The organism is Chitinophaga sp. 22620 (assembly GCF_052044405.1).
In the GTDB taxonomy this organism is placed as follows: Bacteria; Bacteroidota; Bacteroidia; order Chitinophagales; family Chitinophagaceae; genus Chitinophaga.
Map to the genome: position 1 here is coordinate 1,076,702 of NZ_JBQEMV010000001.1, position 23,974 is coordinate 1,100,675.

A 23,974-nucleotide genomic window follows, 5' to 3' on the forward strand; every position below is an offset into this window, starting at 1 on the left:
TTTGTCATCTGCTATTGCTTATTCCTGTCCAATGAAAGTACTTGCCCGTCTTTCAGCAACACCGGCTGCAAAACTTCATAAGGCAATTCCTGTACGGTGATATTACGGTCGAGCGCGAGCGCCGCGGCGGTACCCGCGGATTGCCCAAGCACCATGAACACGGGTTCCATGCGGATAGAGCTGTAAGCCACATGCGATGCCGAGAGGCATACCGGCACCAGCAGGTTGCGGGCTTCTGAAGATTTCGGCCTCAGGGAACGGTAGCTGATCGTGTAATAAGTGTTCTTCTGCTTGCCGTAGCTGCCTTCCGCATGTACTCTTCCCTGACCGTCCACCACGCGGGAAACGTAATGGCAGTCGAGCGGGTAGGTGGCTACCGCCACAGCGTCCTGTACGGGCTCTTGGCCGTTGCAGTTCTTTTCGGTCATCACGTAATCGCTCACCATCCTGCGGGCTTCCCTGACATACAGCTGGTGGGGGAAGTTGCCGTTATCGGTGAACTCGTCTTTCGGTAAACCCCAGCGTTTCATCTCCGTGCGCAGGGAATCGGGCACCCGCGGATCATTGCCCAGGAACCAGAGCAGGCCCAGCACATAGTCTTTATGCATTTGAGCGATCTTATCGCGGTCCGCATAATTGCCTTCCGGCCAGCCGTAATTAGCGCCAACAAAATCGGCCTGGTTGGTATCCGTTTTTTTGTTGGGCATGGGCGTGAAGGAGATGATATTTTTTAACAGGTGGCCGGGATTCAATTCCAGGAAACGCGCCAGGAACTCGTACCAGAGCGGCTGGTAGCCTGCCGGTTTTACGATGTCGATCCGGTTGGCCGGGTCGTCGGTCAGCGTCGTACGGTAACAGAAAGATTGCGTGCGGTGGTCGCCCTGCCCGTCCGGCCCCGGGATGCGGGGTTCCAGGAAAGGCAACACACCGGAAGAAGGCACGCCTTTTTTTATATAGGGATCAATAGAAATGCCGTCTTTGCCGATGATTTCGTTGAGCTTGATGCCATTCAGCGTTTCGTTATAAACGCTGTTCGCTTCCCTGCCTACGATGTAGGAAACGCCGGCCTTTGCCATCAGGTCTCCTTCGTAGGTGGCGTCTATGAATATTTTAGCATGATAACGATGGCCGTTCTCCATGCGTATGGCCACAATTCCGGCGTCTTTTTTCTCCACGCCTTTTTTCAGCTGCAGCCTTTCATTGTACAGCACTTCCACGCCGGCTTCTTCCAGCATTTTTTTCAGGATGCCTTCGCCCACACGGGATTCGTATACCCACTGCATTTTCAGGGAATCGTTCTTGCCGGAGAACGTGCGTTTTTTGGAGCGCTCGAAAAATACGTCTCTCGATTCACTGCGCCATGCGCTGCTGTCGCTGTAGTAAGCATACAGGCGCTGGTAGAATTCGCGCGTAAGCCCGCCGGCGCTCCTGAAATTATTCAGGTCTGTGGCCGTGAGGCCCGAAGTGGCCACGCCGCCCAGGTGCGCTGTATTGCTGATCAGCAGCACCGTTTTATTCATTTTTGCCGCCTGTATGGCCGCCATAATGCCCGCGGGCGTTTCTCCATACACACATACATCCCAGCGTTTTTGGGCGCACAGCCGGTTGCCGCTCAGTAAAACGATCATTACTACCAGGCCGCGGATAATTGAAGTCTTCATCTTTTGTCAATATTTAAACATGAGTATAGCTGCACGAACAGGTGCAGCCCTGTTCGTGCCAGCCGGAATTATTTACCTGATCAGTATCCCGGGTTCTGCTTCAGTAGTGGATTGGTATCCATTTCCTGCGACGGGATGGGGAAAAGTGTGTCGGAATCCCTCACGATGATAGCGGGATCCTGTGCGTTGACAGCCTGTTTCAGCTTGCCGGTGCGCAGCAGGTCGAAGCGCCGATGCCCTTCGAAAGCGAATTCCAACCTTCTTTCTTTCAGCACGGAATCCTGGAATGCCGAAGCGCCCAGGCCGCCCGCCAGGTCTATGGCAGACGGTGCGTTCAGGGGCAGGCCATGTGCGCGGCGCCTCACCTGGTTAAAGGCTTCCAGCGCTTCGGTGCTGCCGGGGCTGGACAGGTACAGCGCTTCCGCGAACATCAGCAGCACATCCGCATAACGGACGATGTAATAGTTATTGCCGCCGTCGTTCACATTCAGCGCCGCAGGGTCTTTGAATTTGGCCACGTAATAAGGGTTCTTGATCGTGGCGGGCGCTTTAGGATCACCGGTATAGGGATATTTAATGACATTCACGTCTTTCCGGAGATCGCCTTCAGGATAAGCGTCGTAGTGGTTTTTAGTAACAGGATTATCGCCATTGCCGCCGAAGCCGGGGCGTTTATCGAACGAAGGGCGGTAAAAACCCGCGTAGCTGCTTGGAATATTACCGGAACCGCTGAGGAACTGCACTTCGAAGATCGATTCGTTTTTGTTTTCATTAGCGATCAGGAATACATCCTGGTAAGAAGGCCAGAGCGAATAACGGCCAGGCGCCATCACTTTTCTCGCTTCTTCCACAGCCTTCGTATAGTCCTTCTGCGTAAGGTAGGTTTTTACAAGCATGGCCATGGCAGCGCCGCTGGTAGCCCTTCCTACGTTGGCCGCATCGTAAGCTGGCGGGAGATTTTCGGCGCCGTACTGGAAGTCGGCAATAACCTGTGCATATACTTCTTCTGCGGCAGCCCTTTTAACTGCAAGGTTGTTGAGAGAGGCGGTAGGCGCAAGCTGCAACGGCACGCCCCCGAAAAGGCGCACGAGGTTGAAATACATCAGTCCCCTTACGAAACGGGCTTCCGCCTGCAGGCGTTTCTTTTTATCGTCTTTAATGGCGGTCATTGCCCCGATACCTTCCACCGCTGCGTTGGCGCGGTTGATCACCTGGTAGCTGGTGCTCCAGAACTGGTAAAACAGGTTGGTGCCGGGATCGAAAGTGAATTTATCCAGCGCGGTTTTATCGGTATTGCTGGTATTGCGGCCGAATCCCCATTCACAGTCGTCTGTGCCCTGCGACTGTATCACTTCCATGAACTGGTTGTAGAGATAGGAACTTGTCAGGCCTGAATACACGGCGTTGACGGCAGAGATGGCGTCTGCTTCCGTCCTGTAGAAATTGCCCGTGGTGTAAGTGCCTTCAGGAACGCCGTCGAGCTTGGCGCAGCCCGCTGCCGCGAGCGTAAAGAATATGATGATGAAATAAAATGCAGATCTCATGACGAATGTTTTTGATTAGAAGCTGGCATTGATGCCAAAAGTAACCGTGCGTGCGTTCGGGTAAGCGCCGGAGTCGAAGCCCGGGCTCACATTGTCTGACCCGTAGCGGCTTACTTCCGGGTCGAGCCCTGAATAGTTCGTGATGGTGAACAGGTTCTGTACATTCACATATACCTTCAGTGAGGCGAGTTTCATGCGTTGCAGGCTTGCCTGCGGCACGTTGTATCCCAGCTGCACCGTTTTTCCCCTGAGATAAGAACCGTCTTCCACCAGCCGGTCCCACGAACGCGCTGTTGGTTTCACCGTGGTGGCGCGCGGGATATTCGTATTGGTGTTTTCCGGCGTCCAGCGGTTAAGGGTGCTGGTGCTCTGGTTTTGCAGGCCGGTGAGGTTTTCCAGCGTATTGGTATTGACGTTATAGAGCTTGTTGCCGTAAACACCCTGTAGCAGCACCATCAGGTCGAATCCTTTCAGCGAGAAGGTATTGCTGAACCCGAAGGAGAACTTCGGCTGGGCATTGCCCAGCAATACGCGGTCGTCGTCGTTGATCTTTTTATCGCCGTTCACGTCTTTGAACCGGATGTCGCCGGGTTTGGCGGTTTTTTGGGCGGAACCGGTCACTTCGTCCGCTGTTTTGAAAATGCCCTCAGTCTCAAAACCGAAGAAGGTGCCTAATGGCTGGCCTACCTGCACAACGGTGGACTGGTTAGGCCCCTGGCCCGCAAAGAGGCGGTCGGCGCCGGCGAGGTTCAGCACTTTGTTCCTGTTGAAAGAAATATTGAAACCCGTTTCCCAGCGCAGCCCTTTTTCCAGGGGAGTGGCGTTGATGGTGAGCTCTATGCCTTTGTTCTCTACCTGCCCGCGGTTTTGCAGGGAAGTGGAAAAGCCCGAGGTGGTGGGGATCTTCACATACAGCAGCAGGTCGCTTGTTTTTTTGTAGTACACGTCCGTGATAAAGTTCAGCCTGTTGTCAAAAAATCCAAGCTCGAGGCCGATATCCGTTTGTGCGGTGGATTCCCAGCGCAGATCGGGGTTCCCTACCTGTGAAGGCATCAGCCCTATCACGTTGGCGCCGCCGATGGAATAGTTGGCTTTGCCCATCAGGTCGAGCGAAGGGTAATTGCCGATGCCGTCCTGGTTGCCGGTGAGGCCATGGCTGACCCTTAATTTCAGGTTGCTGAAAACATGCAGATCGCTTATGAACTGCTCCTGGTCCAGCTTCCAGCCCACTGCTACTGAAGGGAAAAACCCGAAGCGGTTATTTTTCCCGAAGCGGGAAGAGCCGTCGTACCGGCCCGTAAGCGTGAGCAGGTATTTATTCTTAAAGCTATAGTTGGCCCTGCCGAGGAAGCTGAGCAAAGCCCACCTCGCGATGCTGGACGAAGAGGGCTGTACCGAGGCCGCATTACCCAGTGCGTTGGTGCCGAGGTTATCGTTCAGGAAACCCTGCGCTTCGGCGCCGAGCGATTGATAAGCAGAGCTTTGCTGGGTGAAGCCGCCGAGCAGGTTGAGCTGGTGCCCGTCGCGGTTCATGGTATAGTTGAGTGTATTTTCATTCAGCCAGGTAAAGGTCTGGTTGGTGGATACATTGGCGTTTCCGCCCAGCTGGGCGCCGGTGTACACCGCTTGTGGAAGGTAAATGTCGTTGCGTCCGAAAGTAACATCAGCGCCCCAGAGCGTTTTGAAGGTAAGACCTTTGACGATGTCGATGCTGGCGTATACGTTTCCGAGCGTACGGTAAACGTTGTTGAAGTTCTTATAATGATCGATCAGTGCAACCGGGTTATCGAAAGGCGCGTCCTGGTTGTTCGTTTCGGTATAGCTGCCGTCCGGTTGCCAGATGGGCAGGTTTGGCGCGGTAGTGGCCATTGCGAACAAGGACCCGCTGTTTACCCTGTTGGTGCGTACGTTGCTGATGGTGAGGCTGCTGCCGAGCTTGATGTTATCCCTGATATCTTTATCGAGATTGGCGCGCAGCGAATACCGTTTCAGGTCGGACCCCCGTGCAATGCCCTGCTGATCGAAGTAATTGGCGGTTACGAGGAAGCGGGTCTTGGGATCGCCGCCGGAGAAAGACAGGGAATAGCTCTGTATAGGAGCTGTTCTGAAGATGGCATCCTGCCAGTCGGTGGTAGCGGGGGTTTTGCTGAGATCGTACAGTTCGGGCCCGTTTTCAGCGAGGCTGGCTTCATTGGCCAGCTGCTCGAACTGCGCCGCATTCAGCAGCGAATATTTTTTAAGGATCTGCTGCGTGCCGTAGTAAGAATCAAAAGTGACGCGTGCATCGCCCCGCCGCCCGCGGTGGGTGGTGATGAGCACTACGCCGTTGCCGCCGCGCGAGCCATAGATCGCCGTTGCCGAGGCGTCTTTCAATATTTCGATGGAGGCTATATCGGTAGGACTGATGCTGTTCAGCGGGTTGAGCGAAGTGCCGTCGCTTCCCTGGTCCGCAAATACCGGCACGCCGTCTATCACATACAGCGGTTCATTGCTGCCGTTGATAGAATTGCCGCCGCGCACGCGGATGGAAGATCCCGCGCCGGGCATGCCTGAGTTCTGCACAAACGTAACGCCTGCTACCCTGCCCTGCAATGCCTGATCCACAGAACGGATAGGCGTTCCTTCCAGCGTTTGGGTGTTTACCGAAGCGATGGCGCCGGTTACGTCGCCCCTGCGTTGCGTACCATAACCTACCACGATCAGCTCGCTCACCGCCGTGTTTTGCAGCGAGAGCGTTACCGTAAAGGCCTTGCGCCCATTCACCGCCACATCCGCCGGCTTGTAGCCGAGCATGCTGAAATGCAACGTGGCCGTAGGCGGTACCGATAATACAAAGTCGCCGCTGTCGTTCGTGATGGTGCCTTGTTTGGTACCCTGCACCGAAACGGACACGCCCGGGAGCGGCCTGCCTTCCGCATCCGTCACTTTGCCGCGGACCTCCATGGCGGGAGCGGCCTGTTCCGGCGTTTTTTGTTTGACCACGATGGTTTTGCCCACGATGATGTAAGTCAGCGAAAATGGCCGGAAGCAAAGGTCTATCGCTTCCTGCAACGTACCCTCCTTAATATCGACGCTGACCTTTTTCGCCGGATCCAGCAGTGCGTAGTCCAGGAAAAACACGTAGCCGGACTGCCGTTCGATGTTCCTGATCAGGTTTTCGAGGGATGCGTTCTTTTCGTGAAGCGTGACCTTCTGTGCGTAGCTGCTGGCGTGGACCTGGCAAAAACATGCCATCAGAAGAAAGTATGTCAGTTTCATAATGAGCCTGATTTTTCTGCCCGGTAAGAGGCTGAAGCGCCTGGTAACAGGAAAACGTTTCTCGCTCAGGTTTTTGAAGAGACCTGATAATTGCATAAATTCGATTTGTTTAGGTGAGTCAATCAATCTTTCATACACGGAATTATTGTAATGATAACCTGAGCACAACGGAGGTGGTAACGACACTTCCGTTTTTGGTTATATTACCCTTACTGTCATTTCATAAGTGGACGATGTTGGTTGTTTTTTATTGGTGAATAATAATTGTATCGCCTTTCATGGAATATTGAATGCTGCTGAGTTCCAGTATCCTGAGCGCCTCGCTCAGCCGCACGTTCCTCGGTATCTTGCCCCAGAATTCCCTTTTGCCGCTGCTTCCTTCATAACGTACTTCCACGCTGTACCAGCGCTGCAGCTGCCGCATCACGTCGGTCAGCGGCGCCCTGTTGAACTGGAAGTAGCCTTCTTTCCAGGAAACGGCTTCATCCGCATCAGCGGGGCCTACGGTGATATTGCTGCCGCCTGCCGTCCAGCTGGCCTGCTGCCCCGGAACGAGGCGGGCCGTATGGTCGTTGTGGGTCACCTTCACCGCGCCCTGCAACAGGGTGGTTCTGACCTTTGTTTCGTTCTGGTAGGCCATCACGTTAAAACGTGTGCCCAGCACTTCCACCACGCCGCTGCCCAGCTGTACTTTAAACGGCATAGCGGCCTGGTGCGCCACTTCGAAATAACCTTCGCCGTCGAGCGCCACGATGCGTTCCCCGCCGGTGAAAGCAGTCGGGAAACGAAGGGATGACGCCGCGTTGAGCCATACAAGCGTGCCGTCCGGCAGCTGTATTTTGTACTGGCCGCCCCGTGGTGTGGCGAGGGTGTTATATACTACGGCGGCGGTTTCCGCCTGGCCTGCTTCATATTTTAACTGCCCGTTTACTTTGGTGACTTTGGTGGCTCCCTGGCTGGGAATGGCATCATTACCGGCGCTGTCGAGCACCACCGTGGCGCCATTGGCCAGGGTAAGCGTCGCTTTGCTGCCGCCAGGGAGGGGATCAGGCCGGGTGCCGGCCACGGCAGCAGCAGGCACATCATTTTTCGTGCCGCGGAAATACTCCCGCCCGATAGCGGCGATTGCCAGCAGCAGCGCAGCTGCGGCCACTTTGGGCAGCCATTTTTTATAGAAGGGGACTACTTTTGCGGGTTGGGCGGCAAGCAGGAGGTTTTCTCTCACGCGCTCGCGCCATGGGCCGGGATGCTCCTGTGCGGGCGAGTTGAAGGAGGCGTTCATTTCTTCCAGCAGCGGGCGGTTGGAGGCGTCCTGCTGCAGGAAGTCCATCAGCTCCTCGGTTTCCGCGGGAGTGCAGTTGTTATCAAGAAAACGTTGCAGCAGCTGCTGGTAATGATCTTTATCCTGTGGCATGTATCAGTTTTGTACGCGGTACGTGGACCTGCTTTTAATATATACCGCAGCCGGAGAAAAGAGGGTGGGTGTACCGACAAATAAATTTCATTGTTATATGTGGTCTACCCCGGGTTAGAACCGGTGCATGAAAAGCAGGATGGCGAGGGAGAGATCGCCGTGCCGGTAGAAATACGCTTTGATATCCTTGAGGGCCATCACCATGTGTTCTTTCACGGTATTGCGCGAAATGCCCAGCTCTTTTGCGGCCTCATCGTAGCTCTTCCCTTCCTGCCGGCACAGTGTAAACACCCTTTGGCGCTGGTAGGGCAGTTGTGTGATGGCGTTGTTGAGCATTTGCTGGTATTGCGCCCACAGCGCCTGGTGATAGGGCGATTCCGTTATTTCGCCGATGCGCTCCATGATCCGGAGGCGCGTGGCTTCGTCGGAGGCGTTCTTTTTGAGGAAAGTAAAGGTTTTGTTGCGGCTGATCTTATAGAGGTAAGCGGGGAACGACTGCGCGGGATCGAGCCGGGCGCGGACTTCCCATATTTTCAGGAACACGTCCTGCACAATGTCTTCCGCATAGGCCGGCACTTTAACAAAACGCAGCACCCATCCATAGACGTGCGCGCTGTACCGGTCGTACAGCTGCATATAAGCGTCTACATCGCCCCTCCGGAGCCGCTCCAGGCATTCTGCTTCAGTGATCGTGGAATCCCCCATTTGCTATAAATGTAATAAAATTGGGAATTCCAAAGGCGGGTGGTGTGAAATCGAGCGGCCGGAGCGGCTAAAAAAACGGGAAAGCAGCAGAAAATGAACTTTCCCGGCATTTACGGCAGCTTATTTTACCGGTTCCCTTAAAATAGTTTTTAATTTATGGGGATCGGTTTTCCTGAAATCTGATAAATAAATTTCATGATGAAGTCCGTTCCTGGTCAACTTGTTTTTCTCCATAAAAATCCCGATCTGCTGAAGCGATTGAATCTCTGTGGAAAAGGGCCCGACGTGCAGCATTTGCACGGACTTCCCTTCGTTCATCGTAAAGTATTCAAGCTGATCAGCGAGCGCTGATTTCTTTTTTTCAATAATGACTTCTTTTGCCTTTTCAAGGTCGTGTTTGGAAACAAAGTCCGGCAGCCTGATAAGCAGGCGATATTCCCATTCGCTCCTGGGGACCTCGACGGAGGTATTCATCGTCTTGCCAGGAAATTTTTTTTCGTCAAACCACCAAAGTCCTTCCAGTTTTGAAACAACGAAATCTTTATCCTTTGCTTTGTACATAAATTTTAAAGCGTAGGCTACCGGGTAAAGCGCTTCAATCCTGTCAGCAAATGGTTGTTCTGAAGGATCGCCTTTGCCGCAGATGGATATGAATCGGGCGGGTTCAATTTCTACCAGTTCCGGTTTTGTTTTGGCCGTGAAATATGGCTTATACTTTTTTGCCAGATCAAGTTTGTCCATGTTGAATGATTTATCCATGATGGCGTAAAGCTAGAATTGGACTGTGACAACCTTATGTCAGGAGTGGGGCCGTATCAGCCAAAAAAATGGGTTATGAAAAGAAAGAAATTATTATTTTCGCCCGGTATCCACGTTATTAATCACCTTTCCATGAGTAATGAAACGCTTTTGCTTCATGAAATAGCTCAGGGTAATGAACTTGCCTTTCGTACACTATTTGAAAGGCATAAAGACAAACTGTATAACTATATTTTCAGTATAACCAGGTCAAAGGAGATATCGGAGGAGATCGTCATTGACGTTTTCCTCAAAATATGGATAGGGCGAGACCTCATCACCGAAATTAGGAATTTTGAGGGTTTTATCCAGAAAGTGGCCTGCAATAAAGCCCTGGATTTCCTGCGAATAGCCTCCCGGCATAAAAGGTTACAAGAACTGATCAGCAGGGAGCTGATCTCCGGTCAGGCCTCCCTGGCAGACCATACCGCGCTGGAATTCGAATGCCAGGACATCCTTCATAAAGCCCTGGAGCAACTTTCTCCCCAAAGACGGCTGATCTTCTCCCTGAGCCGCAATCAGGGCCTTTCCCATGAAGAAATTGCCAACAAACTTAACCTGTCCCGTAACACTGTGAGGAATACCGTGGTGGAGGCGCTTAAAGCCGTGCGTCAATACCTGAGGGACCACGATTTTAACGTCTTCATCAGCCTCTGCGTCCTGTTTTCATAATTTTTTAGTCCCTGATAGTACCTGGCTTTCAGCAGGAGCGTCTTATAGAGGTAAGCGTATGTTATGTCATCTGATACACAAAGAGTAAAGTACCTCCTCAGCCAGTATTTCCGGAAAGCTATCACCGGTGAAGAGCTCCGGGAATTCTGGCGGCTGCTGTCCGGCCTTTCGGAAGAACAGCTTGCGGAGCTTGGGGCAGACAAGTTGTGGAATGATCCGTCTTTGCACACCGAAAATGATGTGAACTGGGAAAGTGTATATAACCGGCTACACCAGGAGATGGACAATAGCACGCTGGATTACAACCGGATCATCACCCGGAAATCGGTAAAATGGAAGCGGCTCGCGTGGGCTGCTTCATTGTTGGTCCTCATAGCCGCCGGAACGTTTGTGTATTTCCTGAATACAGGCCGGAAAGAGGGCCTGCAGGTGGCTACCAGCCAGCATGCGCATCAGTTCCAGGTGTTACGCCTGCCAGACGGTACGGTGGTTACCCTCAACCAGCAAAGCAGATTGGAATACCCGGCCGATTTTATTGATAAAGCAAGGGAAGTATACCTGTACGGGGAAGCTTTTTTTGAGGTACAGCACGACCCCTCCAGGCCATTTCTGGTACATACCGGCAATATTACCACCCGCGTACTGGGCACTTCTTTTAATATAAAAGCTTACGGCGATGAAAATGATATTGCAGTGGCGGTATCGACCGGTAAAGTGCAGGTGCAGAAAAAAGATAAAACAGTGCTGGGTTTATTGACAGCAGGAGATCAGCTCATTATTGACAGGAAAAAGGAGAACGCCGCTATAGCCAGGGTTGACGTGGCGGATATCGGGGTTTGGAAAACGCCGGACCTGTATTTTGATAATATGACGGTAGAGGAAGCAGTCGAAGTGATCGGCCGGCATTTTAACGTGGAGATAAAGCTTGAGAACGAATTGCTGGGCAAATGCAGGTTCACCGCGAGGTTTACAGGAAAGGACGCCAGCATCAAACAGGTACTGGATGTGATCACTATCCTGACGGCCACAGGCTGGGAAAGAGAAGACAGTACTATTATCAGGATCTATGGAAAAGGATGCAATAACTGATCAACAAAAAAATTGGCTGCTCTGAGTGGCATCAGGGCAGCCATGCGTTTAAATATCTGCGAAAACATTTAAAACATTCCAAAGTTATGAAACTTTTTGATTGGTGGAGGCGCTTCCTTCCGCCCCCCTACGTTATTATTCCTAAAAAATGGGGTACACTTATGAGATTAAGCTGCCTTACCACCGTCACCGTACTATTCAGCCTGCAGCTGCTGATTGCCGCCCCCGGCAATGCGCAGGGCATAAACGGTGTGAAGGTTACCGTGGCGCTTAACGGCGAACCTTTGCGGCATGCGCTGAAACAGATCGAGGAACAGACCATTTACAAATTTGCATATGTTGAAGCCCAGATAGGCGTCTATGACAGGCTGATAGTGCCGCGGGCAAAGCGCCCGCTCGCCGCCACACTGTCGCTTTTATTGCAGCACACCACGCTGAAATACGTGGTAAAGAACAATACTATCGTGATCCTGAAAAAGGTGCAAAGCGCCGGGGATTCCGCGGCAGATATCCCTGACATGCCTGCGCAACCGGAAAACACCGGGATGGCAGTAAGCGGCACGGTAAAAGGGGAGAACGGGGAAACGCTTTCTGGCGTGAGCATTGCGGAAAAAGGCACCCGGAATGGCGCTATTTCGAACGACCAGGGCAGTTTTTCAATCACCGTTTCCGGCGGCAGCGCCATCCTGGTGTTCTCCATCCTTGGTTACACAACGCAGGAGGTGCCTGTCAACAACCAGGCTTCCCTGCAGGTGACGTTGGCTTTGTCAAATACCAGCATGGGAGAGGTAGTAGTGGTGGGTTATGGCGCGCAGAACAAAAGAAATGTAACGGGAGCCATTTCCAAAGTGGATATGAAACAAATGGAGAACCTTCCCGCCACTAACGTTAGCCAGGCGCTCAGAGGCCGGGTAGCAGGCGTGCAGTTCGTTGACAACGCCAGGCCCGGCCAGGGCGGCTCCATCCTGATCAGGGGCACCAAGTCCCTGAATGGGGGCAATAATCCCCTCGTTATCGTGGACGGCATCCAGTTTAATAGCAGCCTCGCGGATATCAACCCAAACGATATCGAATCCATGGAAATATTAAAAGACGCCAGCGCCGCCGCAATTTATGGTTCCAGGGCAGCCAACGGCGTAATACTCATCACTTCCAAAAAAGGCAGGTCTGAAAAACCTACGATCCGCGCCAATGTGTACCAGGGCTTCTCTGAATGGAACAAAAAGATGAAATTGTTGAGCCCTGAACGGTATATCCAGGCGCTGCTGGACTGGCGTAAACAAAGCGGCCTGGAAAGCGACCCCGCGAAGATCGAAGATTATCTCCAGGCTTCCGAAGCGGAAAATTACCGTGCCGGCCGTACCATCGATCCCTGGGACGAGATCTCACAGCAGGGAAGGATCGGGTCTTACGACCTGAGTGTGTCAGGACGCTCAAAGGCAACTAACTATTTCATTTCAGCTTCCTATACCGATGAAAAAGGGCTTATTTATAACGACAACCAGAAAAGGATCTCGTTAAGGGCCAACATAGAAAATAAGATCACGGACTGGTTTACGCTGGGCCTGCATTCCACTTATATCAGGAGAGATCTTACCGGCAGGGAGGCCAGCATTTCCGCTGCTTATCAGACCAGCCCTTATGGCCGGCTGTATTACGATGACGGGGACCCTACACGTTTCCCGGTGCCGGAGGAACAGCTGGTGCAGAACCCCATGCGGGCAGCCTTGCTTACCGAAGACGATGAGGTATATCATAATCTGTTCACCAATTTTTATGCGCTACTGAATATTCCCGCTGTGAAAGGGTTGTTGTACCGTTTTAATTATTCACCCAACTACCGGTGGCGGCATGATTACAATTTTTTCGGGCAGGATCCTAAATTAAATTCGAACACTACCAGCGCCAGCAAGTTTAACCAGGAGAACTTCGACTGGGTGTTTGAAAATATCCTGACCTACAAGAAGAGGATCAACGCCAATCATGCGTTTGATGTAACGCTTTTATACGGGCAGAACCATACCCAGTTTGAAAACACAAGAGCAGGCGCTTCGCCGCTGGCCAATCCTTCCCTGAAATGGAACGGTCTCGCCCTGGGGGAGATACAGACCGTCACTTCCGATGCGGAACAAACAGACGGTGTTTCCTCCATGTTCAGGCTGAACTATGAGCTGGCCTCCAGGTATATATTCACATTCACCGTGAGGCGCGATGGCAGTTCGGTATTTGCGGAGAACAATAAATATGCGACATTCCCTTCAGCGGCCTTTGCCTGGATCATGTCCGATGAAGAATTTATGAAGCCTGCCACCTTCATTACTTCCCTTAAATTACGCGCTTCCTACGGCGCTGTGGGCAACCAGGCAATAGGGCCCTACCAGTCTTTAAGTTTATCCGGCACCACCCAGTACGTATTTGGCGACGGCGGGCCTACTTCCACCGGCATACACCCCGTTACCATCGCCAACCCCAACCTGAAATGGGAAACTACCTCCACCGCCAACTTTGCTGTGGATGCGGAACTGTTTAACGGCCGGCTTGCTGCTACTGTTGAGGCTTATAACATCGATACCCGGAACCTGATCGTCCGCAGGTCTATCCCGATCATGACCGGCTACACCAGTATATTGACAAACCTGGGGCAAACACGTAACCGGGGCATAGAGGTAACGGTCAACGCCGCGAATATCAAAACAAAAGATTTTGAGTGGAACACGAATGTGGTATTCTCCGCCAACAAAAACAAACTCGTTCACTTATACAATTCCGATACAGACCAGGACGGAAAAGAAGACAGCGATCTGGGCAACAGGTGGTTCATCGGCCATCCTGTATCGGTAGCCTTCGATTATGAGCAGGACGGAATATACCAGGAGGGAGATGAATTGCCCGCCGGCTATAAGCCCGGGTTTGTAAGGCTCAAAGATATCAACGGCGATAAAGTGATCAATGCAGACGACCGGAAAGTATTGGGGCAGCTGGAACCCAAGTACCGCTGGGGCATCACCAACAACTTCAGGTATGGGAATTTCTCGTTGTCCATATTCGTGAACGCCATGCAGGGCTGGATCAGAAGTTTTAACCAGCTGGATTTTACAGGAAGCTCGCTCGGTAATAACTATCCCGGCCGCGCCGTAAATATGCTGGATGCAGGGTGGTGGACGGAGGAGAACAAATCAAACTCGCGCCCCTCGCTGGTATACACCAACCCATATTTGCACGGGTATTATCTCAGCCGCGACTTCATCCGTTTACAGGATGTTTCCCTGAGTTATGAGTTCCCGAAAAAGATGCTGGCGAAGGCCCGGCTTAATTCGCTGCGGGTTTACCTGAGCGGGAGAAACCTATATACAGTAACGGACTGGATAGGGCCCGACCCGGAAAGCGGCGGCAATACACAAGGCGATTATTATCCCACGCCGCGCAGTGTGGTGGCGGGGTTGAACCTGAGCTTCTGAACAATATTCCTGAATGATAAAAGATATTTTTTATGTTATTGAATATTCAAAAAAATCTGCCGGTCGGAATATTGCTGGCAGTGTTACTGCTCGCACAGGCCTGTCGGAAATCGCTGGAAGAAGTGCCCATTTCCAACCTGAGCAATGCCGCCGTACTCAAAGATTCCATAGGGTTTGAAAACTACATAACGGCATTGCACGAGGGCGCCCGCGATGAATTTACCAATACTGACGGCATCAACCATAATTTCAACATGCAGTTCGGCACCGATGTGGCCACCACCGGAAGCCCGACAATAGCGCCATTCCGTAATTATGAAACCTATCTCACCCCCTCGCAGGTGGTAGTGGGTTTTTACTGGAACTGGGCCTACAGGATCATGCTGCTGCGGGCAAACACGGTCATTGCATACGCAGGCAGGCCTGAAGCCGCGGCTTACTGGAAGTCGGAAGCGCAGCGAAACGCGGTTATCGCCGAGGCGCGTTTTTTCCGCGCGTATACTTTTAACCTGCTGGCGAACCTGTATGGCGGCGTTCCCCTGGTAGACACCATCTACTCCTCTCCCAAAGCTGATTTTGTAAGAGCCACCCGTAAACAGACGTATGAGCTGGCTGCCCGCGACCTGGAGTTTGCATCACAATGGCTGCCGCCTACGGTGCCCGCCAGCAAAGAAGGCAGGATCGTAAAAGCGGCGGCGGACCATTTATTGTCCGAAGTATATATTTCCCTGGGCGAATATGATAAATCCATAGCAGCGGCCACGAGGGTCATTAATTCCGGCCTGTATAACTTAATGACCACCCGCTTTGGATCTGAAAGGTCAAAACCAGGAGACGTATTTTCCGATCTTTTCCGGGACGGAAACCAGAACAGGAGCTCCGGGAATATGGAAAGTATTTATGTTCTCCAGATCGAAGATCAAACGCCAGGAGGCCAGGGCGGCACCGTGGGGAATAATAATCTCAGGGCCTGGGGCCCTTTTTATTCCAGCGGCAGTTTTCGTGCGCCTGACGGGAAGGCCGGTTTTATTGTGTCCGATTCCATGGGGAGAAGTGTGGGTTGGATGAGGCCCACTAACTATTTTTTCTACGACATCTGGAAGGATAATTGGGAGAACGATATCCGCAATTCAGCGTATAATATCCGGAGAACCTTTGTATACAATAACCCGGCTTCCAGCTATTTCGGAAAGACGGTGGAAAGAAGGACGCAGGCCGATGACACCATGTTTTACCTTTATCCCACTATCCGTAAAATTGAAGGTAACCCTCCCAAATCAGGAGATCTTTCCCGCGGGAGAACCTTTACAGACCTGATGGTGTACCGTTTGGCGGAAACTTACCTGCTCCGCGCCGAAGCATACCTGCGGAAGGGTGAGCCTGCCCTGGCGGCGGCAGACATCAATGTAGTGAGAGCAAGAGCAAACGCAAAGCCGGTAGAGCCTGCGGAGGTCACCATAGACTACATCCTCGATGAGCGTGCCCGGGAACTGACCGTGGAAGAACCGCGGAGAAGGACTTTGTGCCGGATGGGCAATCTTGTAGAAAGAGTGCGGCAATACAACATCCGGCCCGATACCCGAAGCAGCATACAGGATAAACATTTGTTTTTCCCTATCCCGCAATCCGCCATTGATGCGAATTACAGCGCCAAGCTGGAACAAAACCCGGATTATAACTAAAAACATGCGGGGCTCAACGCCCGGCAGGCTTAAATTCAGAAACAGATGAAACGCAGAGAATTTTTACAAAGGGCGGCCTTAACGGCTGCCGGTTCATTACTTGCGCCATATATCCTCAAAGCAACCGGTAAAGAACGCCCGGTACTGCTGGTCGTATCAGGATGGCAGGATGTGAACATCGGTGATATCGCACATACACCCGGATTGATCGCGCTGCTGAAAAGCCGTATAAAAGGTGTCAGGATCATTCTTTGGAAAAGGGCGGCGAGTAAGATAGTAGATGATATGCTGCAACGGCATTACCCGGAGGTACAAGTTGTGCACGGTTCCTTTGATAAGGATTTTTCGGTACAGTCACCGGAAGTGCTGCAGGCTTTTAAAGATGCTGATTTCTTCATCCACGGCTCGGGCCCTTCCGTTGTAGCCGCGGACCATTTGCGGTGCTGGAGCAAACAAACCGGCAAAGGTTTCGGGATCTTTGGCGTAACCATCCAGGATATTTCGCCTTCTTTACAGGAATTGCTGGGGAAGTCCTCTTTTATCTTTACCCGGGAAACCGCGTCCATAGAGGTATTGCGGAAGAAGGGCCTGCAAGGTGAACATATTGCTTTCGCCCCCGATGCTACGTTCGTAATGGATATTCAGGACAAGGGCCGGGCGGATGAGTTTATGAAAAAACATGACCTTTCGCCCCGGAAATTTATTTGTGCTGTTCCGCGCCTGCGATTCACACCTTACTATAAAATAAGACCGAACCGTGGGGGCTGGAGCGAGGAACGGATAAAGCAGGTGGATGAGGTGAATGAAAAGTACAAGGAAGCAGATCATGCCAAGCTGAGGGCGGCAATGATCACCTGGGTGAAGGAAACCGGTAACAAGGTGCTGGTTTGCCCGGAAATGAGCTACCAGGTTGAGATCATGAAAGAGCTGCTGATCGACCCATTGCCGGAGGAGATAAAGCCGTTTATCGTTACACATGACTACTGGTTACCCGACGAAGCTGCTTCCGTATATGCGCAGGCAAGCGCAGTGCTGAGCTTCGAATGTCATTCCCCTATCATTGCGGCGGCAAATGGCACGCCCTGTTTTTACCTCCGGCAGCCTACGGATACCATTAAAGGGCAAATGTATTATGATCTCGGGTTTAACGACTGGGTGTTTGAGATAGACAATACTTCCGGCGAACAGGTATCCGGCAGGTTAATGGACGTTTACCGCAATTATCCGGCGGCCCTTGATAAGGTGAAAGAAGCTATCAGCACGGTGAACGCCCGGTACGACGACTGTATGGGGATCATGAAAAATTATATTTAGCATACTTTATACCCATCCTTAGCCGCCATTGGTCCACGACAACCGGCATTATCCAGTATTTCACCATAAATCCACAGTTATGAACAAAAAAATCCATGTAACAAAGTTTACCCTCAAACTAGCGCTTGTCTCGCTCGTTTTCCTGGCGGCAGCCTGCCATAAGCAGTTGCCTAAAGAAATGCTGGACAATCACAAGTCTACAGCAGCTCTGCTTTCCCTCCGATCCGACCTGCTTGTCGGCATTAACGGCCACCCGCTGAATACTTATGCTTATAATGCCAGCTCTTCAACTGTGCAGGGTGTCAGTTATGAGACGCAGGCGACGATGATACAGCAGATGGGCATGAGCTGGTACAGAATAGATGTGTCTACCAATGCGGCCGGGCAGGCGGTTAATCACGCCAAAATGCTGGACATCATTGCTAAATGCGCCGCAAAGAACATCAAGATTCTTCCCATGATCTATGACCGTTGTGACTATACCGGAACACCCCAGGAGGCCTATAATGAAGCCTTTACCCAGATGGCCGGCTTTGCCACGCTGTACGGGCAATATTTCACGCATTTTGAGCTGGGCAATGAATGGGAACTTTTTGACAAACTGAAAAAGCCCACCGGCGACGGCAGGCTGGAAAGCCACTATGATACGGCCAAAGTAGCAAGAGCGGAGCAATATGTAAAAGGCATGGAAGCCGGATTAAAATCAGTTCTTCCAAACGCTAAAAGCATGGTCAACACCTGCGGTTATTTTCCTACTTACTGGATGGATAAAATGTTTGCCGCCGCGCCCACCATCAACATATGCGCCTGGCACCTCTATGCAGATATGCCTGGTGCAATGCTGAAAAACCTTGGCATCAGCAACATCCATCAATATTTGTACAACCGGTATCAGCGCCCCATCTGGTACACAGAAACCAATTCACGCTCGAAGGATACTATGACCCAGGAGCGGAATGAAGACCGCTCCAACGACTGGCGCATACGGGTTACATCCGAAGTGCAGACAGAGCCCTATGTGGAAGCCCTTATTTTTCACGAACTGCTGGATCAGCCTGAACGCTCCAGCGGATATAGCTACGAGGAAGAGAATTTTGGTTTCGTGAAGTTCGTGGGGTATCCCGGCAAAACGGATATGACCGCATTTAATGCCTGGAAAGCGGACCCAAACAGGTACCAGAACTGGGCGTATAAAAAGCAGGCCATCGATTCGGTGAAACCTGACCTGACAGTGATGGATGTAACCTGGACGCCGGCTTTTCCGGAGCCGGGAGACATTGTGACCTTTACCGCTACAATCATGAACCAGGGCGACACGGCCACGCGCGCGGGAGTTATTCACGGGGTGATCTTTAAACTGGATGGCGTCAGGGTAGGCTGCAATGGCAGCTCCACCAGCTCTATGGCGCCCGGGGAAACCAGGACCCTCACTGCCACCGCTTGTGCGCCACATACGTGGACCGCAGCTTTGGGTACCTATTCCATCGCAGCGACGGTAGATGATCAGTTCCGGTTTTCTGAGAAGAGTGAAACAAATAATACCAGGACTGAAAGCGTCATCGTAACACCTCCGATGCCTGATATGGTGGTGACCGACATTACATGGACACCCGCCAGTCCGGCAACCGGCAATGCCGTAACGTTCAGCGCCGTTGTGAAAAACCAGGGCGCGGCGCCCACGCCGGCAGGCATCATTAATGGCGTCAGCTTCAAGATAAACGGGATGAGCGTAGGCTGTAATGACATCCACACTACCGCCCTGGCCCCCGGCGATTCCGTTACCCTCACGGCGGTAGCCTGCGCGCCCACCAGTTGGAGCGCTGTTGCGGGTTCGCATTCGGTGGTGGTCAAAGTAGATGATATAAACCGGTTTGCTGAAAGGGATGAAACCAATAACTCCCGGACGGAAACCATCGTGATTCCATAATAAACCACTTTTCTGGATAATGCAGGCATGGGGCCGTCTCAAAAGAAGAGATGGCCCCAGTTGTTTTTTCGCAGGCGGCAAAAGAAGCGGTGATTTTAGCCAAATAAAAAACCGGAAAAGCGTCAGTAAAAAACGCCTTTCCGGTATGGTAGCCTCGCCTGGAATCGAACCAGGATCTGGAGCTTCGGAAACTCTTATACTATCCATTGTACTACGAGGCCTGCTCCGCGAAGGAACGCAAAACTAACGTAAATTCGGAATTTTCCGAAGAATTTTATAACGTACCGATATTGCTTTTGAAAATCCTCACCGCAATGGCCAGCAGGATCACCCCGAAAAACTTGCGCACCACCATCAGGCCCGCTTTGCCAAGGATGCGCTCTATCCAGCGCAGGCTTTTCAGTACCACGAAAATGATGATAAGGTTCACCAGTATGCCCGCCAGGATGTTATAATCCCCGAAATCGGCCTTCAGCGACATAATGGTCGTTAACGTGCCGGACCCCGCTATCAGCGGGAAGGCGATCGGCACCAGGCTGCCCGTTTTGGTATCTTCGCTTTTGAAGAACTCAATGCCCAGGATCATTTCCAGCCCGATAATGAATATCACGATGGAACCGGCCACGGCAAAGCTTTGCAGGTCCACGCTCATCAGCTTCAGGAAAGCTTCCCCCACCAGCAGGAACACCACCATCAGCACGCCCGATGCCAGCGTAGCCTTCACGGCATTGATCTCCCCGATCTTTTCCTTTAAAGACAGGAGGATGGGGATGGACCCCAGGATGTCTATCACTGCAAACAAAGTAAAGCCTACGGTAATGATCTGGTCGAGACTGAACATATGATGGAATTTTTGCAAAAGTAGGGTATTCTTTTCGCCCGATTTGAGCTAAAATATCTAATTTGGCCGGGATTTCAACGGAAGCCCGGATTCACAGGCGATCATAAAAACCCTGCTATGCAAGAAGATATTATCATACAGATCAGCAACAAGATCAAGGAAAAGCGCAAGGCCAAAGGGATTACCGTGCAAGAGCTGGCAGACAAGGCGGACGTGAGCAAAGGCCTCATTTCCCAGATCGAAAATAACCGTACCGTACCCTCGCTGCTCGTGCTGGTGAACATTATCCGCGCGCTGAACCTGGATATGAATGAATTCTTCAACGACATCAACCAGCATAAGCAGGCCGCCAGGGTCGTGATCAAAAAGAAGGACGAATACCAGGCCTTCGAAAAGGAAAATGCCAAAGGTTTTCTCTACAAAAGGGTGCTCACCCGCAACATCAAAGGCGGGCCGACGGATATTGTGCTGCTGGAACTCAAAGCCGGGGCCAAACGCAGCCAGGTGGTGAAGACCGACGCCTATGAATATAAATACGTCATCAAAGGCACCGTGGAATACCTCATCAACAACGAAAATTATATCCTCGAAACCGGCGATTCCATCTTCTTCGACGGCCGCCTCGGCCACAAACCCTCCAATATCGGCGACGATGACGCCCTGCTGCTGGTGGTTTATTTCTTCCAGGACGGCGAAAAGTAAGCTGGTATTCATTCTCCACGGATCTTAACCCCTTTTCATAAAAAATTAACAGCGGACTTGTGTAAAAATGTTTAATTTTACTACTCAATTTATTAGCATTTATAAACACGATCCGATGTCAATATCTACCCGATCCTTCACGGTAAACGGCAAAACCTATGCGCCCCCGGCCCGTCCGGTGGTGGTGATCTGCCTCGATGGCTCAGCCGACGAATACCTGGACGCCACCATGGCGCACGACCGGATGCCGAACCTTAAAAAAATGGTGCTGGCGGGCTACCGCGGCATGGTAAGGGGCGCGCTGCCGTCGTTCACCAATGTCAATAATTCCTCCATCGTAACCGGCGTAACGCCCGCGGTGCACGGCATTTGCGGGAATTTTTTTTACGATACGCAGCGGAAGGAGGAAGTGATGATGAACAGCGCGGAATACCTGCGCGCAGAGACCATTTTAGCCGCCGCCGCCAATGCGGGCCGCAAGGTGGCGGTAGTTACCGCCAAAGAAAAACTGCGCGACATCCTGAGCCATAAAATGACCGGCATCGCGTTTTCCGCGGAAAAGGCCAACCAGGCACAGGAAGCCACGCACGGCATCGGGAATGTGGAAACCGTATTAGGGCTGCCCACGCCGGCCATTTACAGCGCTGATGCAAGCCTGTTCGTACTGCGCGCGGGCGTAGCCCTCATCGAAAAAGGGCTGGGCGACTTCCTTTATCTGTCTCTTACTGATTATATGCAGCATACTTATGCCCCGGAAGACGAGCCATCGCTGGCCTTCTACGAAGCAATAGACCGCGAGCTGGGCCGCCTGCTGGCGCTGGGCGCGGTAATCGGCGCAACAGCGGATCATGGGATGAACGCGAAACAAAAGTCGGATGGCAGCCCGAATGTGCTGTATATAGAATCCATGCTCACGGAGCAGTTCGGCAACGGTTTCAGGGTGATATGCCCGATAACCGACCCTTACGTGAAGCACCATGGCGCACTCGGCTCGTATGTGGCCGTGCACGTGCCGGAGAGCGTAAGCGAAACGGCGGTAAGCGACTGGCTGCAGCAGCAGCCCGGCATTACTGAAGTGCATAATAAAGCCATGGCCGTGCGTTTGCTGGAGCAGCCGGAAGACCGTATTGCGGACCTGGTGGTGCTTAGTGCCCGCGATGTAGTGGTGGGCAGAACGCCGGCGCATCACGACCTCAGTGCGCTGGATTCAGGTCTTCGCTCGCACGGCGGCCGGTACGAGGAAATGGTGCCGCTGCTTATCTCTCACCCGCTCACGGCCGCCTACAAAAGCAAAGCCGCCGGCGACCCCCGTAATTTCGACGTTTTTGATTTTACCGTGAACGGTACATCCCATAATTAACCGCATCATGTTAGATACATCCGCTCCCTGCAAAGTGGCCGCACTCACCGGTTATATTGCCGGCCAGCCCCTTGTTTCGGCACAGCTGCTGGAAGTTCGCAGTCCGTACGATGGCCGTATAGCCGGCACAGTGACCCTTGCCGGCAGGAAAGACACAGAAGCGGCTATAGCAGCCGGGCTGAAAGGAGGCGTGAAACTTAGCCGCTACGAACGTTTTGCCATCCTGGACAAAACCCGGCAGCTGCTGGAAGAAAGAAAGGAAGAATTTGCGCGACTGATCACTTCCGAATCGGGGCTGTGCATCCGTGAAACGCGCTACGAAGTAGGCAGGGCGAGGGACGTGCTGCATTTTGCGGCGCTGGAATCCCTGAAAGACGACGGGCAGATATTTTCCTGCGATATTTCCCCGCAGGGCAAAGCGAGGAAGATCTTTACCGTCAGGGAACCGCTGAGCCTCGCGGTGGCCATCACACCGTTCAACCACCCGCTGAACCAGGTAGCGCACAAGATCGCGCCGGCCATTGCCACCGGCACGCCGGTGATACTAAAACCTTCGGAAAAAACGCCGCTTACTGCCATCAGGCTTGCTGAGCTGCTGTACGAAGCAGGGCTGCCACATTATATGCTCAGCGTATTGCTCGGGCCTACTGCCGAAGTGGCGGAAGTATTAGTGGCGGATCCGCGGGTGGAGCTCGTGTCTTTCACCGGCAGCGTGGCCGTAGGAAAACACATCGCTAAAAACGCAGGATACAAAAAAGTGATCCTCGAGCTGGGCGGCAACGATCCGCTGATCGTACTGGAAGACGCGGATATGGAGCTGGCTGTTACGCTCGCTGCGGAAGGCGCCTACCGCAATTCCGGCCAGCGGTGCACCGCGGTGAAACGTATACTGGTGCAGGAATCCATTCATGATGAATTTGTAGAACGGCTGGTTGAAAAAACCAAAGAATACATCACCGGCGATCCGGAACTCCCCGAAACCCGCGTGGGTACTGTGATTGACGAGGCCGCCGCCATTTACCTCGAAGAAGTGGTGAAGAAATCCGTGGCGCAGGGGGCGAAAGTGCTCGCCGGAGGCGGAAGGAACGGCGCGCAAATGGAGCCCACGGTGATCGTGGATGTTCCCCGCGATGCGCAGATGGTGGTGCAGGAATCGTTTGGCCCGCTGGCGCCCGTCATGAAAGTGCGGGACCTGGATGATGCCATACAGCTGGCTAACAGCACGGCTTTCGGGCTTTCTTCGGGCATCGTTACCAACGATATGCAAAAGGCGATCAAAGCGGTGAAGGAGCTGCGCATGGGCACAGTGAATATCAATGAAGTGCCGGGTTACCGCATAGAAAATTCTCCTTTCGGCGGTGTGAAAGATTCAGGCCTGGGCATTAAGGAAGGGGTGATCGAAGCGATGAAATGCTTTACGTATGTTAAAACGTTTTCGCTGCCCTGGTAAAAGCCCGCCATTGCGAGGAGCCGTGGGGGATTTTGTGCAGGAGCCGCGACGAAGCAATGACGGGCTTTTACCTGCACAGCATAAAAACAGGTAGTCATT

16 protein-coding genes and 1 tRNA gene are annotated in these 23,974 nt (G+C 52.4%); 9 read left to right on the top strand and 8 right to left on the bottom strand.

What is annotated here, in order from left to right; translation table 11 throughout:
- Nucleotides 1-11: 11 nt before the first annotated feature.
- The 6 genes from ACTJIK_RS04625 to ACTJIK_RS04650 form a co-directional block, all read right to left on the bottom strand.
- Nucleotides 12-1,661, bottom strand: coding sequence for an FAD-dependent oxidoreductase (locus ACTJIK_RS04625; protein WP_440645180.1), 1,650 nt, complete (start codon nucleotides 1,659-1,661; stop codon nucleotides 12-14).
- An 80-nt stretch (nucleotides 1,662-1,741) separates the two neighbouring features.
- Nucleotides 1,742-3,205 carry a RagB/SusD family nutrient uptake outer membrane protein gene (locus tag ACTJIK_RS04630; RefSeq protein WP_440645181.1) on the bottom strand — a complete coding sequence of 488 codons (1,464 nt, stop codon included), beginning with the start codon at nucleotides 3,203-3,205 and terminating at the stop codon, nucleotides 1,742-1,744.
- A gap of 15 nt (nucleotides 3,206-3,220) precedes the next feature.
- Nucleotides 3,221-6,463, bottom strand: a complete 3,243-nt coding sequence (locus ACTJIK_RS04635) for a TonB-dependent receptor (RefSeq protein ID WP_440645182.1) — start codon at nucleotides 6,461-6,463, stop codon at nucleotides 3,221-3,223.
- A 247-nt stretch (nucleotides 6,464-6,710) separates the two neighbouring features.
- Nucleotides 6,711-7,877 (bottom strand): FecR family protein, encoded by a 1,167-nt coding sequence (locus ACTJIK_RS04640; protein ID WP_440645183.1) that lies wholly within the window; start codon nucleotides 7,875-7,877, stop codon nucleotides 6,711-6,713.
- 114 nt (nucleotides 7,878-7,991) lie between these two features.
- Entirely contained in the window at nucleotides 7,992-8,582 is a 591-nt protein-coding gene (locus ACTJIK_RS04645; protein WP_440645184.1) for an RNA polymerase sigma factor, read from the bottom strand.
- A gap of 120 nt (nucleotides 8,583-8,702) precedes the next feature.
- Nucleotides 8,703-9,323: a GyrI-like domain-containing protein gene (locus tag ACTJIK_RS04650; protein ID WP_440645185.1), complete on the bottom strand. Its 621-nt coding sequence runs from the start codon at nucleotides 9,321-9,323 to the stop codon at nucleotides 8,703-8,705.
- 93 nt (nucleotides 9,324-9,416) lie between these two features.
- Here ACTJIK_RS04650 and ACTJIK_RS04655 point away from each other — a divergent pair, with 93 nt between their 5' ends.
- From ACTJIK_RS04655 to ACTJIK_RS04680, 6 genes are all read left to right on the top strand, one after another.
- The gene (locus ACTJIK_RS04655; RefSeq protein ID WP_440645186.1) at nucleotides 9,417-10,052 is read left to right on the top strand and encodes an RNA polymerase sigma factor; all 636 of its coding nucleotides are present in this window, start codon (nucleotides 9,417-9,419) and stop codon (nucleotides 10,050-10,052) included.
- Between the two features lie 63 nt (nucleotides 10,053-10,115).
- Complete coding sequence (locus tag ACTJIK_RS04660; RefSeq protein ID WP_440645187.1) at nucleotides 10,116-11,141, top strand: FecR family protein; 1,026 nt, start codon at nucleotides 10,116-10,118, stop codon at nucleotides 11,139-11,141.
- Nucleotides 11,142-11,302: 161 nt separating this feature from the next.
- Nucleotides 11,303-14,599, top strand: coding sequence for a SusC/RagA family TonB-linked outer membrane protein (locus ACTJIK_RS04665; RefSeq protein ID WP_440645188.1), 3,297 nt, complete (start codon nucleotides 11,303-11,305; stop codon nucleotides 14,597-14,599).
- Between the two features lie 80 nt (nucleotides 14,600-14,679).
- Complete coding sequence (locus ACTJIK_RS04670) at nucleotides 14,680-16,281, top strand: RagB/SusD family nutrient uptake outer membrane protein (RefSeq protein WP_440646138.1); 1,602 nt, start codon at nucleotides 14,680-14,682, stop codon at nucleotides 16,279-16,281.
- 45 nt (nucleotides 16,282-16,326) lie between these two features.
- Complete coding sequence (locus ACTJIK_RS04675; protein WP_440645189.1) at nucleotides 16,327-17,595, top strand: polysaccharide pyruvyl transferase family protein; 1,269 nt, start codon at nucleotides 16,327-16,329, stop codon at nucleotides 17,593-17,595.
- A 79-nt stretch (nucleotides 17,596-17,674) separates the two neighbouring features.
- On the top strand, nucleotides 17,675-19,522 hold the full coding sequence (locus ACTJIK_RS04680) for a CARDB domain-containing protein (protein WP_440645190.1): 1,848 nt from the start codon (nucleotides 17,675-17,677) through the stop codon (nucleotides 19,520-19,522).
- Nucleotides 19,523-19,668: 146 nt separating this feature from the next.
- Here the strand turns inward: ACTJIK_RS04680 and ACTJIK_RS04685 are convergent.
- Nucleotides 19,669-19,743 (bottom strand) — tRNA-Arg (locus tag ACTJIK_RS04685).
- A gap of 53 nt (nucleotides 19,744-19,796) precedes the next feature.
- On the bottom strand, nucleotides 19,797-20,363 hold the full coding sequence (locus tag ACTJIK_RS04690) for a MarC family protein (RefSeq protein WP_440645191.1): 567 nt from the start codon (nucleotides 20,361-20,363) through the stop codon (nucleotides 19,797-19,799).
- A 117-nt stretch (nucleotides 20,364-20,480) separates the two neighbouring features.
- Between ACTJIK_RS04690 and ACTJIK_RS04695 the strand changes: the two genes are divergently transcribed.
- From ACTJIK_RS04695 to phnY, 3 genes are all read left to right on the top strand, one after another.
- Nucleotides 20,481-21,065 carry a helix-turn-helix domain-containing protein gene (locus ACTJIK_RS04695; RefSeq protein ID WP_440645192.1) on the top strand — a complete coding sequence of 195 codons (585 nt, stop codon included), beginning with the start codon at nucleotides 20,481-20,483 and terminating at the stop codon, nucleotides 21,063-21,065.
- A 115-nt stretch (nucleotides 21,066-21,180) separates the two neighbouring features.
- Nucleotides 21,181-22,425: a phosphonoacetate hydrolase gene (phnA, locus tag ACTJIK_RS04700; protein ID WP_440645193.1), complete on the top strand. Its 1,245-nt coding sequence runs from the start codon at nucleotides 21,181-21,183 to the stop codon at nucleotides 22,423-22,425.
- A 7-nt stretch (nucleotides 22,426-22,432) separates the two neighbouring features.
- Nucleotides 22,433-23,875 carry a phosphonoacetaldehyde dehydrogenase gene (gene phnY / locus ACTJIK_RS04705; RefSeq protein ID WP_440645194.1) on the top strand — a complete coding sequence of 481 codons (1,443 nt, stop codon included), beginning with the start codon at nucleotides 22,433-22,435 and terminating at the stop codon, nucleotides 23,873-23,875.
- The last annotated feature ends 99 nt before the right edge of the window (nucleotides 23,876-23,974 follow it).

Coding starts and splice junctions, on each gene's coding strand:
- ACTJIK_RS04625 (WP_440645180.1), bottom strand. CDS start 1,661: ATGAAGACTTCAATTATCCGCGGCCTGGTAGTAATGATCGTTTTACTG.
- ACTJIK_RS04630 (WP_440645181.1), bottom strand. CDS start 3,205: ATGAGATCTGCATTTTATTTCATCATCATATTCTTTACGCTCGCGGCA.
- ACTJIK_RS04635 (WP_440645182.1), bottom strand. CDS start 6,463: ATGAAACTGACATACTTTCTTCTGATGGCATGTTTTTGCCAGGTCCAC.
- ACTJIK_RS04640 (WP_440645183.1), bottom strand. CDS start 7,877: ATGCCACAGGATAAAGATCATTACCAGCAGCTGCTGCAACGTTTTCTT.
- ACTJIK_RS04645 (WP_440645184.1), bottom strand. CDS start 8,582: ATGGGGGATTCCACGATCACTGAAGCAGAATGCCTGGAGCGGCTCCGG.
- ACTJIK_RS04650 (WP_440645185.1), bottom strand. CDS start 9,323: ATGGACAAACTTGATCTGGCAAAAAAGTATAAGCCATATTTCACGGCC.
- ACTJIK_RS04655 (WP_440645186.1), top strand. CDS start 9,417: ATGAAAAGAAAGAAATTATTATTTTCGCCCGGTATCCACGTTATTAAT.
- ACTJIK_RS04660 (WP_440645187.1), top strand. CDS start 10,116: ATGTCATCTGATACACAAAGAGTAAAGTACCTCCTCAGCCAGTATTTC.
- ACTJIK_RS04665 (WP_440645188.1), top strand. CDS start 11,303: ATGAGATTAAGCTGCCTTACCACCGTCACCGTACTATTCAGCCTGCAG.
- ACTJIK_RS04675 (WP_440645189.1), top strand. CDS start 16,327: ATGAAACGCAGAGAATTTTTACAAAGGGCGGCCTTAACGGCTGCCGGT.
- ACTJIK_RS04680 (WP_440645190.1), top strand. CDS start 17,675: ATGAACAAAAAAATCCATGTAACAAAGTTTACCCTCAAACTAGCGCTT.
- ACTJIK_RS04690 (WP_440645191.1), bottom strand. CDS start 20,363: ATGTTCAGTCTCGACCAGATCATTACCGTAGGCTTTACTTTGTTTGCA.
- ACTJIK_RS04695 (WP_440645192.1), top strand. CDS start 20,481: ATGCAAGAAGATATTATCATACAGATCAGCAACAAGATCAAGGAAAAG.
- phnA (WP_440645193.1), top strand. CDS start 21,181: ATGTCAATATCTACCCGATCCTTCACGGTAAACGGCAAAACCTATGCG.
- phnY (WP_440645194.1), top strand. CDS start 22,433: ATGTTAGATACATCCGCTCCCTGCAAAGTGGCCGCACTCACCGGTTAT.